The sequence below is a fragment of the Micromonospora sp. WMMD987 genome, assembly GCF_029581435.1.
Taxonomy (GTDB): Bacteria; Actinomycetota; Actinomycetes; order Mycobacteriales; family Micromonosporaceae; genus Micromonospora; species Micromonospora rifamycinica.
Window position 1 is genome coordinate 2,537,608 of record NZ_CP120861.1, and the last position, 12,505, is coordinate 2,550,112.

Below are 12,505 nucleotides of genomic sequence, written 5' to 3' on the forward strand. Positions count from 1 at the left end.
CAGTCTCGATAGCCATAAGCTATGAAGATGCAGCTCCATCAGCTGAGGTACTTCGTTGCGGTGGCAGAAGTACGACATTTCACCCAAGCCGCCGACATCGTCGGCATAACCCAGCCGTCGTTGAGTAAGCAAGTTCACGCTCTGGAGACCGACCTCGGTGCCCCGTTGTTCGAGCGGGTACGCGGCAACATCGCGCTCACCGCCGCCGGGGAGGTGCTGCTGCCGTTGGCCAAGCGGATCCTCGCCGACGTCGACACCGCCACCCGGGAGGTGCAGGAGCTGGTCGGCCTGCGCCGGGGCCGGGTCCGGCTCGGGGCCACCCCCAGCCTGGCCACCTCGCTCGCCCCGCCGGTGCTGCGCCGGTTCCGTGACGCCCACCCCGCCGTCGACCTGCGGGTCGAGGAGGGCGGCTCCCAGGACCTGGTCCGTGACCTGCTCCGCGGCGACCTGGACCTGGCTCTGATCATCATGCCGGCCCAGGGGGCCGACCCCGGGCTGCGGGTGGATCCGATCCTGCGGGAGAGCCTGGTGGTCGCCTCGGTGCAGGCGCTGCCGGCGGCCTCGGCACACGGCGAACTGCGCATCACCGACCTGCGCGACCAACCGCTGGTGATGTTCCGCGAGGGCTACGACCTGCGCGACGCCACCATCCAGGCCTGCCGGGAGGCGGGCTTCGAGCCCACCTTCTCGGTCGACGGCGGCGAGATGGACGCGGTGCTCAGCTTCGTCGAGGCCGGACTGGGCATCGCCCTGGTGCCGGGCATCGTGGTCAGCCGCCGCCCCGGCATCCGGGTCACCCGGCTCGCCCCGCCCGGAGTGCGCCGGACCATCGCGGTGGCCCGTCGCCGCGACGTGGTGCCCACCCACGCCGGGCGGGAACTACGCCGCATCCTCCTCGACTACGTGCACGCCGCCACCAGCACCAGCGACCTGCCGCCGGGCGTGGAGCCGCTGCCCTGATCAGCGCCCCTCGGCGTCGTCCATCGCGCGGTAGATGCGCTGCTCGGAGACGGGATAGGGGGTGCCGAGGGCCTGCGCGAAGACGTTCACCCGCAGCTCCTCGATCATCCAGCGGATCTGCCGTACCGGCTCCGAGGCGCGGCGGGCCGGGGGCAGCGCGGCCACCATGTCCCGGTACTCCTGCTGCACGGTGGCGATCCGGTCCTGCTGAGACTTGTCCCGCTGCGGGTTGGCGGTCAGCCGGTCCAGCCGGCGTTCCATCGCGGTCAGGTAGCGCAGCAGGTCGGGCAGCCTGGCGTACCCGGTCTCGGTGACGAAACCGTCGTGCACCAGGCCGCTGAGCTGCTGACGCAGGTCGGCCAGGGCGGCCACCACCGCCAGGTTGCGGGTCGCGCCGAGCCGCTGCTCCACCGCGTACGCGGCGGCGAGCACCTGGCGGACCCGGCCCATCACCTCCACCACCGTGTCGACCAGGTCGGCGCGGACCCGGTCGCGCAGCGCGGCGAAGCCGTCGGCGTCCCAGGCCGGGCCGCCCGCGTCGGCGACCAGCTTGTCGATGGCGGCCCCGGCGGCGTCCGCGATGAGCTGCTGCACCCCGCCGTGCGGATTGCGGCTCAGGGCCAGCTTCGCCTCGTTGCTCAACCGGCCCTGGAGGAACTGCGCCGGGGACGGCACGGTCAGCCGGAGCAGCCGCCGGGTGCCCGCCCAGTGTGCGGCGGCCTGCTCGGCCTCGGAGTCGAAGACCTTCACCCCGACCGTGGCCCCCTCGTCCACCAGCGCCGGGTAGGCGGTCACCGCGTAGCCGGCCCGCACCTGCTCGATCGTGCGGGGCAGGGTGCCGATCGTCCACCCGGTCAGCCCGGTCCGGGCCACCTCGGGCGCGGCGGCGGCCACCACCTGGCGTACCTCCTGGCGGAGCTGGCGTTGCAGGGCCGGCAGGTCCTTGCCCTCGGCGACCGGCTTGTCCCCGTCGCCGATCACCCGGAACGTCACCCGCAGGTGCGCGGGCAGCTTCGCCGGCTCCCACGCCTCGCGGGGGACGGTCACCCCGGTCATCCGGCGCAGTTGCCGGGTCAGCGCGTCGAGCAACGGCTCCTCGCCGGGGGTGATCGCGGCGAGCGCGGCGCGGGCGAAGTCCGGTACCGGGACGAAGTTGCGCCGGACCGGCTTGGGCAGCGACCGGATCAGCGCGATCACCAGTTCCTCGCGCAGCCCCGGCACCTGCCAGTCGAAGCTCTCCGCCGGCACCTGGTTGAGCAGCGGCAGCGGGATGTCGACCGTCACGCCGTCGGTGGGCGCGGTCGGGTCGAAGGTGTACGTCAGCGGCAGGGTCACCCCGTCGGCCCGCCACTCGTCCGGGAAGTCGGCCTCGTCGACCCCGCCGCGCCCCGCGTTGACCAGCAGGTCCCGGGTGAAGGTGAGCAGGTCGGGCCGCTCGCGCCGGGCCTTCTTCCACCAGGAGTCGAAGTGCCGCCCGGATACCACGTCGGCGGGGATGCGCTGGTCGTAGAAGGCGAAGATGCTCTCGTCGTCGACCAGGATGTCCCGGCGGCGGGCCCGGTTCTCCAGCTCCTCGATCTCGGTGCGGAGTTTCTCGTTGTCCCGCCAGAACGGATGGTGGGTCTGCCAGTCCCCCTCGACCAGGGCGTGCCGGATGAACAGCTCCCGGCTCAGCGCCGGGTCGATCCGCCCGAAGTTGACCTTGCGGGAGGTGACCAGCGGGACGCCGTACAGGGTGACCTTCTCGTAGGCCATCACGGCGGCCTGCTTCTTCTCCCAGTGCGGCTCGCTGTAGCTGCGCTTGACCAGGTGCTGGGCCAGCGGCTCCACCCACTCCGGTTCGACCCGCCCGGCGACCCGGCCCCACAGCCGGGAGGTCTCCACCAGCTCGGCGGCCATCACCCAGCGCGGCGGCTTCCTGAACAGCGCCGAGCCAGGGAAGACGGCGAACTTCGCCCCCCGGGCGCCCAGGTACTCGTGCTTCTGGGCGTCCTTGAGCCCGATGTGCGACAGCAGACCGGGCAGCAGCGACTGGTGCACCTTCGGGGTGTCGATCTCCTCCGGCAGGTCGGCGGCGACCCCGCGCCGGCCCCCGTCGGGCGGGGCCTGCGTCGCGCCCCGCCGGCCCCGCCGCCCGTCACCCTGTTCCGGGGTACGCAGCACCTGGCGCAACTGGGCGACGATGTCCTGCCACTCGCGGACCCGCAGGTAGTTCAGGTACTCCGCCCGGCACATCCGGCGGAACGCGCTGGAGGACAGCTCCCGCTGCTGCTCCCGCAGGTACCGCCAGAGGTTGAGGAACGACACGAAGTCGGATTCTTTGTCGGCGAACCGGGCGTGTGCCTGGTCGGCCTGGGCCTGCTTGTCCGCCGGCCGCTCCCGGGGGTCCTGGATCGACAGCGCGGCGGCGATCACCAGCACCTCGGTGGCGCAGCCGTTGCGTTCGCCCTCGATGACCATCCGGGCCAGCCGGGGGTCGACCGGGAGCTGGGCCAGCCGCCGACCCAGCGGGGTGAGCCGCTTGGCCGGGTCGGTCTCGGTCGGGTCCAGCGCGCCCAGTTCGTGCAGCAGGTTGACCCCGTCGGTGACGTTGCGCCGGTCCGGTGGGTCGATGAACGGGAACGCGGCGAGGTCACCGAGGCCGATCGCGGTCATCTGGAGGATGACCGAGGCCAGGTTGGTGCGCAGGATCTCCGGGTCGGTGAACTCCGGCCGGGAGGCGAAGTCCTGCTCGTCGTAGAGCCGGATGCAGATGCCGTCGGAGGTCCGACCGCAGCGGCCCTTGCGCTGGTTGGCCGACGCCTGGGAGACCGGTTCGATGGGCAGCCGCTGCACCTTGAGCCGGCTGGAGTAGCGGGAGATGCGGGCCGAGCCGGGGTCCACCACGTACTTGATGCCGGGGACGGTCAGCGAGGTCTCCGCGACATTCGTGGCCAGCACCACCCGGCGGCCGGCGTGCGGGGCGAAGACCCGGTGCTGCTCGGCGGCCGACAGCCGGGCGTACAGCGGCAGGATCTCGGTGCCCAGCAGCGAGCGTTTCGACTGGGTCAGCTTGCCCAGTGCCTCGGCGGTGTCCCGGATCTCCCGTTCGCCGCTGAGGAAGACCAGGATGTCGCCCGGCCCCTCGGCGGCCAGCTCCTGCACGGCGTCGCCGATCGCCTGGATCTGGTCGCGGACGTTCTCCTCGTCGTCGTCGTTCTCCTCGTCGCCCTCGGCCACCTCGACCAGCGGCCGGTACCGCACCTCGACCGGGTACGTCCGCCCGGACACCTCGACGACCGGCGCGGGCCGCCCGTCGGCGTCGGCGAAGTGCTGGGCGAACCGGTCGGTCTCGATGGTCGCCGAGGTGATGACCACCTTGAGGTCGGGGCGGCGGGGGAGCAGCTGGCGCAGGTAGCCGAGGATGAAGTCGATGTTGAGGCTGCGCTCGTGCGCCTCGTCGATGATCAGGGTGTCGTACTGGCGCAGCATCCGGTCGGTCTGCAACTCGGCGAGCAGGATGCCGTCGGTCATCAGCTTGACCAGGCTGCGGTCGCTCACCTGGTCGGTGAAGCGCACCTTGTAGCCGACCACGTCGCCCAGCTCGGTGCCGAGTTCCTCGGCGATCCGGTCGGCGACCGTGCGGGCGGCCAGCCGGCGGGGCTGGGTGTGCCCGATCAGGCCGGTGATCCCCCGCCCCAGCTCCAGGCAGATCTTGGGTAGCTGGGTCGTCTTGCCGGAGCCGGTCTCGCCGGCCACGATCACCACCTGGTGGTCGCGGATGGCGGCGGCGATGTCGTCGCGGCGTTCGCTGACCGGTAACTGCGCCGGGTACGTGACGGTCGGCACGGCGGCCCGCCGGGTGGCCAGCCGGGCCTCCGCCCGGGACACCTCCCCGGCGATCTCGGCCAGCGCCTCGTCGCGCCGCTGCGGGTCGCGCAGCTTGCGTGCCCCGTCCAGCCGACGCTGGAGGCGACGCTGGTCGCGGAACATCAGCGGGGTGAGTCGGCGGTGCAGCTCACGGACGGTCACGGCGTCGGCGGGTGCGGCGGGGCCGGAGGCGGTTGGATTCTGCATGTCGTCGCCAAGGATAGGCAGCCGGCCGCCGGACCGCCCCCGGGTTACCCCGGCGGGTGCCGCGCGGCACCATGTCGTCCGCTTCCGGTGTGGGTCGGGACGCGTGGTGTCGTCGGCTTCCGGTGTGGGTCGGGACGCGTGGTGTCGTCGGCTTCCGGTGTGGGTCGGGACGCGTGGTGTCGTCGGCTTCCGGTGTGGGTCGGGACGCGTGGTGTTGTCCGCTTCCGGTGTGGGTCGGGGTGCGTGGTGTCGTCGGCTTTCGGTGCAGGTCAGGGTGCCCGCCGTCGGCCGGGTCGGATCCTGTCGCCGCCACCGGAGCGCTGCCCGGGAAACCGGCTGCCGGCGGGCTACGCTGACCGCCGACGACGCGATCGCGGGGGGCTGCCGGATGACGACGACGACCATGCTGCTGGACACCGACCGGGCGCTGGTCCAGGCCGCCACGGCGGTCGCCAAGCTGCGCTGCCGCAGCGCGAACCACACCGTGGCGGCGGCGGCCCGTACCGTCGACGGCCGGGTCTTCACCGGGGTGAACCTCCTGCACCCCACCGGTGGCCCCTGCGCCGAGATCGTGGTTCTCGGAACCGCCGCCACCCAGGGCGTGGGAAAGCTGGAGGCGATCGTCGCGGTGGGCGACCGCGGGCGCGGGGTGGTCCCGCCGTGCGGGCGGTGCCGACAGGTGCTGCTCGACTACCACCCGGGCATCCGGGTCATCGTCGGGCCGCTGGACGCGTTGCGGAAGCTGCCGGTCGCCGACCTGCTGCCGGAGCGGGACACCTGGGCCGACCAGCGGCTGGACGCCTCGGCGATCGTGCGGACCGGCCAGTGGCCGATGCCGACGGTCCCGACCAGCCGGCCCGCCTCGGAGGACTGACCCGGCGTTTCTCCTGCCCCGCACTCTCGGTGTGGAGTCCCCGTTCTCTCTGATCCTCGATCCGCGGTGTCGAACCGTGCGTCTTCGATGTCGGTGCCTCGACCGTCAAGATGGACGTGGCGGTGACCCCATCGTGTTCATGGGCTCGCCGCCATGTCCGTCAGGACGGACGCGGCGCCTGACGTCTCCGACGGTGTCTGAACGATCGGCATCGCCAACGAGCTCCTCCTGGCGACCTGGCCGGTACCTGATGGCCTGATCGACCTCGCCCGCCTCCTGAGAAGGCGGCCCTCCCGACACCCCGAGCGTCCTTCCCGACGGCCGGGAGTCCTCCGCGGAGTTCCGGAAACCAGCAAGATCACGCTCGATCCATGAATTAGCGGTCTCCCCTTCACCGAACACCACTATTTCCATGTTCGTGCATGATCTTCCGACCGTCGTGGGAAGACACGGGCACCATGGTGCGAACAGGGCCGGGGTGGGTGGCAGGTGGGGTGGGGGGTGTCGCTATCGGTTTGGTCAAGCGGGGGCGGGGGTCGTTGGGCGGGCGGCGGGGTGCGAGGGGCACGAGTGGGGCGGCGTGAGCTCACGAGCGGGGGGCATGTGTGGGCGGGTGGGGCGCGGGGCATGTGTGGATGCGCAGGCGGGTGGGCGGCGGGGGCGCGGCATGGTGGCGCATTGTGGCGGCGAAATGCCTGGTCAACGATGAGGCGGATAGGCAGGCGCGAATGGAGCGCAGTGAGGCTGCGGAGAGTGGTCGTGTGATGGGGTGTGTGGCGGAGAGTGCCCAGGCGGTGGGGTGTGTGGCGGAGAGTGGTCGTTTTAGGGCGGTGGGGGTGTGGCGCAGAGTGGTCGTGTCCAGGCGGTGTGAATGTGATGGAGAGCGGTCGTGCGGTGGATGCGGCGTGGTGGGAGATTACGCCCGGGGGCGGTGTCCGCGGCGACGTAGTGCGGCGCGTACCTCGGCGAGGAAGCCGGGAAAATCCTCGCGGAGCCGCCGGGCGGTCAGGTGCAGCACGATCCACTCCCCGCCGAGCAGCTGGTTCAGTCGACGCCGGTCCCGGTGGAACTGGTCGGCGTCGTTGTGCCACAGCCCGTCGTACTCGACGGCGACCTTGAACTGTGGCCAGGCGAGATCGAGCCGGGCAACGAACCGACCGTCGGCCGTGACGACCCACTGGGTTTCGGGTCGGGGCAGACCGGCCAGCACCAGGCGGACCCTCGTCCGTGACTCCTGCGGCGACTCGGCTCCCGGGTCGGCCAGGTCGGCGGCGCGGAGCAGGGCTCGCCACCCGCGTTGCCCGGCCCGCGCGAGGGCATAGTCCCGCAGGGTGGAAACGTCGGTGAGGCGGCCGGCCAACAGCGCGTCGATGACGACGACCGCCTCCACCACATCGCACCACCGGGCCAGGTCCCAGCAGGTACGTTCTGCCGACGTCACCGGCACCCCGGCCTGGTCGATCACGTCTTCGGCCGGGAGGTCACCGTGGTGCACCCGCAGGCCGACCGCCGGCCCGCGTCGCCGCCCGGCGGCCGGCTGCCCGCCCGCGACCGGACGCCGATGGTGTACGAGCACATCGATCGGTTCATCAGCGGACACGCCGGTGACACCGAACAGGGCTGCGGCGGACCGGCCGGCGATGGCGGCACCGGACGGCAGCAGCCAGCGGGTCGCAGCCGTGCACCGGTGGCGGTGGGTGACCCTGAGCTGGGCGTCGGCGTAGACGTCCCGAAACAGCGGTCGCCAGGCGGAGCTGCGCAGGTCGTTGCGGGTGAGCAGGCCGCGCGACACGGCCACCGATCCACGGAAGATGCGCCCCCGCAACTGCGGCGGGCGACGGGGAGTCTTCGGCACACCTCCACCCTGCCCGCCGCGTCCTCTCCAGTCTGTCCCCTGTGGACAACTTCGCTGCCCGCTCCTGCCGTAGTTCCCCTCCCCCCGCTCTCCCTGTGGATAACCCCGGGCCGACGGATGACGCCGTTGCCGCGAGGGGCAGGCGGTCGATGCGGCTGGAGATCACGCTGCAACCAGGATGTAGTGGTCTCCTGCCGTGGGGAGGCCACTACATCCTGGTTCGAGCACGATCTTGCGTAGAGGTAACCCGCCGCCGCGCCTGCGCCGGCGGGACCGGATCGAGGGGATATCCGCAGGGCGGGAACGCCGGCAGCGTCCGAGCCTCGTCGAGGCTCGGACGCTGCCGGGTGGTGCGCTGGGCTGGTTGAGGTCGGTCGTGGTGGGTTGGTGGGCTGCGGGTCGGGCGCTGGTCGGCCGGGGTGGGCTCTGCTCCTTTCCCGCCGGACCGGCCGCTGCCCGGGGTCAGGCTGAGGCCGGTCGCGGTGGGTCGGTGGGCTGCCGGGTGGGTGCCGATCGGTCCGGGTGGGTGCTGGCCGGTCCGGGTGGGTGCTGGCTGGTCCGGGTGGGCGCCGGTCGGTCCGGGTGGGCGCTGGCCGGTCCCGATGGGGGAGCGGAGCCGGCCCGGACCGGCCAGCACCCGCGGTCAGGCGGCGGTCGACCAGATGGCGCGGAAGGCGGCGGCCTCGCCGGCCAGCCACTGCTCGACCTGTGCCGGCTTGACGTGCTCGGGCGTGCGGTGCGCGACACCCCGCCGCACGTCGACCAGGACCGGCTCGGCGTGCGGCAGCACGGCGTCCATGTGCCGGGCCATCAGGTGCAGGGTGGCCAGGGCCGCCTCCTCGCTCGGCGGGGTCTCGTCGAAGTGCAGCCGGACGGCCTCGGCGTGACCGTCGGCGTACCGGATGCCGAAGTGGGGGTTGATCTTGACGGGCAGGTCACCGAGCATCGCGAGGGCGTCGCGGGTCTGCGCCAGGTCGATGCCGGCCGGCTCGCCGAGCGACTCCAGCCAGGCCGTCGCGCCGGGCACCAGGGCCTGGTAGAGCGGACGCCAGCGCGGCTTGACCAGATCGGCCACGCCGGCCAGGTGGCTGCCGCCGGTGTGGAAGGCGATGTCGGCCTTGAGCGCCTTGACGAACTGGCCGTGCGGGTTGAAGCCGTGCCGGCTGGCCCGCTGCCGGCGCAGGCCGCCGACGAAGGTGGCCTTGGTGGGGCCGGTGCGGTCGACGTACCGGGTGAAACCGAGGAGGGTGGCGTACGGCGTGAGGGGGGCATTGATGGGCGCGGTCACGAGCGTCCTCCCAGGTCAGGAACTCGATTAGTACATACATTCTAATCGACGGGGGTGACATCGCCCAGGGCAGAAAAGGGGCCGTCCGGACGCACCGGACGACCCCCTCCGAGAAAAAAATCAGAGCTGCCCGACGTCGGTCACCCGGACCACGGCGGCCCCCACCTCGTCCGAGGCGGCCAGGTCGACCTCGGCGCTGATCCCCCAGTCGTGGTCGCCCTCCGGGTCGTCCAGGATCTGCCGGACGGTCCACTTCTCCCGGCCCTGTTCGATCATGAGCAGCGCCGGACCCCGGGCGTCCGGCCCCACCCCGATCCCGTCGTACGCCTCGAAGTACGGCTCCAGCGCCTCGGCCCAGGCGTCCGCGTCCCAGCCGGTCGCGCCGTCCAGCTCGCCGAGGTCCCACCAGCGGCGCAGGGCGGCCAGCTCGACCCGGCGGAACAGCGCGTTGCGGACCAGCACCCGGAAGGCGCGGGCGTTGCGGGTGACCGCCGGCACGCGCTCCTCCAACGACGCGTGGGCCTGGGCCGCGTCGGCGACGTCGGACGGGTTGCGCAGCCGCTCCCACTCGTCGATCAGGCTGGAGTCGACCTGGCGGACCAGCTCGCCCAGCCACTCGATGAGGTCGATCAGCTCCTCGGTCTTGGCGTCCTCGGGCACGGTCTGCCGCAGCGTCTTGTACGCGTCGGCGAGGTAGCGCAGGACCAGGCCCTCGGACCGGGTCAGCCCGTAGAACTGCACGTACTCGCCGAAGGTCATCGCGCGTTCGTACATGTCCCGGACCACGGCCTTGGGGGAGAGCTGGTGGTCGGCGACCCACGGGTGCCCCTGCCGGTACATCTCGTACGCGGCGTGCAGCAGCTCCGCCAGCGGCTTCGGCCAGGTCACCTCGTCGAGCAGCTCCATGCGGGCCTCGTACTCGATGCCGTCGGCCTTCATCGCGGCGACCGCCTCGCCACGCGCCTTGAACTGCTGTGCGGCGAGCACCTGGCGCGGGTCGTCGAGGATCGACTCGATCACACTCAGCACGTCCAGGGCGTAGGACGGGGATTCCACGTCGAGCAACTCGATGGCGGCCAGGGCCAGCGGCGACAGCGGCTGGTTGAGTGCGAAGTCGAGCTGGAGGTCGACGGTGAGCCGGACCCGCCGGCCGGTCTCGTCGGGCTCGGCGAGCTGCTCGACCACCCCACCGGCGCGCAGCGCCCGGTAGATGGCCACCGCCCGGCGGATATGCCGGCGACGGGCGGCGGCGTCCTCATGGTTGTCGGTGAGCAGGTGCCGCATCGAGGCGAACGCGTCGCCCGGCCGACCGATCACGTTGAGCAGCATCGAGTGGCTGACCTGGAAACTGGAGGTGAGCGGCTCCGGCTCGGCCTCGACCAGGCGCTGGAAGGTCGGCTCGCCCCAGCCGACCGAGCCCTCCGGCGGCTTCTTCTTGACCACCTTGCGGCGCTTCTTGGGGTCGTCGCCGGCCTTGGCCAGCGCCTTCTCGTTGTCGATCACGTGCTCGGGGGCCTGCACCACCACCCGCCCGATGGTGTCGAAGCCGGCCCGCCCGGCCCGGCCGGCGATCTGGTGGAACTCGCGGGCCTTGAGCAGCCGGGTGCGCACCCCGTCGTACTTGCTCAGGCCGGTGAACAGCACCGTGCGGATCGGCACGTTGATGCCCACGCCCAACGTGTCGGTGCCGCAGATGACCTTGAGCAGCCCGGCCTGGGCCAGCGTCTCCACGAGCCGGCGGTACTTGGGCAGCATGCCGGCGTGGTGCACGCCGATGCCGTGCCGCACCAGCCGCGACAGCGTCTTGCCGAAGCCGGAGGTGAACCGGAAGTTGCCGATCGCGGCGGCGATCATGTCCTTCTCGGCCCGGGTGCAGACGTTGACGCTCATCAGCGCCTGGGCGCGTTCCAGCGCGGCTGCCTGGGTGAAGTGCACCACGTACACCGGGGCCTGCTTGGTTTCCAGCAGTTCCTCGAGCGTCTCGTGCAGCGGCGTCATCGCGTACGAGAAGATCAGCGGGACCGGCCGCTCGGCCGACCGGACGACGGCGGTGGACCGGCCGGTACGCCGGGTCAGGTCGTCGACGAACCGGGTGGTGTCCCCCAGGGTGGCCGACATCAGCACGAACTGCGCCTGCGGCAGCTCGATGATCGGCACCTGCCAGGCCCAGCCCCGGTCCGGCTCGGCGTAGAAGTGGAACTCGTCCATGATCACCTGGCCGACGTCGGCCCGGGCGCCCTCGCGCAATGCCAGGTTGGCCAGGATCTCGGCGGTGCAGCAGATGATCGGGGCGTCGGCGTTGACGCTGGCGTCGCCGGTCAGCATCCCGACGTTCTCCGCGCCGAACACCTCGCAGAGCGCGAAGAACTTCTCCGACACCAGGGCCTTGATCGGGGCGGTGTAGAAGCTCGTCCGGTCGTCGGCCAGGGCGGTGAAGTGGGCCGCGATGGCGACCAGGCTCTTGCCCGAACCGGTCGGCGTATTCATGATCACGTTCGCGCCGGAGACGATCTCGATGACCGCCTCCTCCTGGTGCGGGTAGAGGTCCAGTCCACGGCCGGACGCCCAGCCGGCGAACGCGTCGAAGAGGGTGTCGGGGTCGGCGCTTCGAGGCAGCGCGGCAGTCAGCGTCATAGCGCCCCCATCGTGCCCGCACCACCGCCCCCCACGCCAACCGGGCCACCGTCCGGGGCCGCCGTGCCGTCGCCCGCGCCCACCCGGCCCCGGCGGGCGACCACCCGGGCCGGGCGGCCGGAGCGGGGCCGGGTGGCGGGAGTGGGCCGGGCGGTTGGTCCGGGGCCGGGTGGCCGGTGCCCGGCGGGGTTCAGCGGCGGCGGTGGATCAGGTCGAAGACGGGACGGCCGGCGGTCAGGGCGCGGCGCTCGAACTTGGTCACCGGACGGTGGGCGGGGCGGGGGGCGTAACCGCCGTGCACGTCGTCCAGCCCGGGGTCGGCGGTCAGCGTCGACCGCATCGACGCGGCGTACTCGGCCCAGTCGGTGGCGCAGTGCAGGGTGCCGCCGACGGCCAGCCGGGAACGCAGCAACGCCACGTGCTCCGGCTGGATGATCCGCCGCTTGTGGTGCCGCAGCTTGGGCCACGGGTCGGGGAAGAAGACGTGCACCGCGTTCAGACAGCCCTCCGGCATGGCCCGGACCAGGTCCAACGCGTCGCCCTCGGCGATCCGGACGTTGCGCAGGCCGTGGCGTTGCACCAGGTCGAGCAGGTTGGCGATGCCCGGGGTGTGCACCTCGACCGCCAGGTAGTCGCGGTCCGGGTCGGCGGCGGCCATCGCGGCGGTGGCGTCACCCATCCCGGAGCCGATCTCCAGCACCACCGGTGCCCGCCGGCCGAAGAACCCGGCCGGGTCGACCGGCCCGTCGAGGTCGGCGATGCCGATCCCGTACGCCGGCTGGAGCCGGGCCAGCGCGTCGGTCTGCCGGCTGCTCATCCGGCCGCGCCGGGGGTGGAA

General features: G+C 72.2%; 7 protein-coding genes. 2 read left to right on the plus strand and 5 right to left on the minus strand.

Annotated features, from left to right (window positions below):
- Positions 1-21 precede the first annotated feature (21 nt).
- Positions 22-960 (plus strand): LysR family transcriptional regulator, encoded by a 939-nt coding sequence (locus O7612_RS10900; protein WP_282272764.1) that lies wholly within the window; start codon positions 22-24, stop codon positions 958-960.
- On the opposite strand, the gene hrpA is transcribed toward O7612_RS10900, so the two are convergent.
- A complete protein-coding gene (gene hrpA, locus O7612_RS10905) occupies positions 961-5,016 on the minus strand; it encodes an ATP-dependent RNA helicase HrpA (protein WP_282272766.1) in 4,056 nt (1,351 codons plus the stop codon).
- 388 nt (positions 5,017-5,404) lie between these two features.
- Here hrpA and O7612_RS10910 point away from each other — a divergent pair, with 388 nt between their 5' ends.
- Positions 5,405-5,890, plus strand: a complete 486-nt coding sequence (locus O7612_RS10910) for a cytidine deaminase (protein WP_282272768.1) — start codon at positions 5,405-5,407, stop codon at positions 5,888-5,890.
- 916 nt (positions 5,891-6,806) lie between these two features.
- Here the strand turns inward: O7612_RS10910 and O7612_RS10915 are convergent.
- The 4 genes from O7612_RS10915 to trmB all read right to left on the minus strand — a co-directional run bounded on the left by O7612_RS10915 (position 6,807) and on the right by trmB (position 12,484).
- Complete coding sequence (locus O7612_RS10915; RefSeq protein ID WP_282272770.1) at positions 6,807-7,745, minus strand: hypothetical protein; 939 nt, start codon at positions 7,743-7,745, stop codon at positions 6,807-6,809.
- Between the two features lie 643 nt (positions 7,746-8,388).
- Entirely contained in the window at positions 8,389-9,033 is a 645-nt protein-coding gene (locus O7612_RS10920) for a hypothetical protein (RefSeq protein WP_282272772.1), read from the minus strand.
- A 120-nt stretch (positions 9,034-9,153) separates the two neighbouring features.
- Positions 9,154-11,667 (minus strand): DEAD/DEAH box helicase, encoded by a 2,514-nt coding sequence (locus O7612_RS10925; protein WP_282272773.1) that lies wholly within the window; start codon positions 11,665-11,667, stop codon positions 9,154-9,156.
- 190 nt (positions 11,668-11,857) lie between these two features.
- Positions 11,858-12,484, minus strand: a complete 627-nt coding sequence (gene trmB, locus O7612_RS10930) for a tRNA (guanosine(46)-N7)-methyltransferase TrmB (RefSeq protein WP_282273878.1) — start codon at positions 12,482-12,484, stop codon at positions 11,858-11,860.
- Between the last annotated feature and the right edge of the window lie 21 nt (positions 12,485-12,505).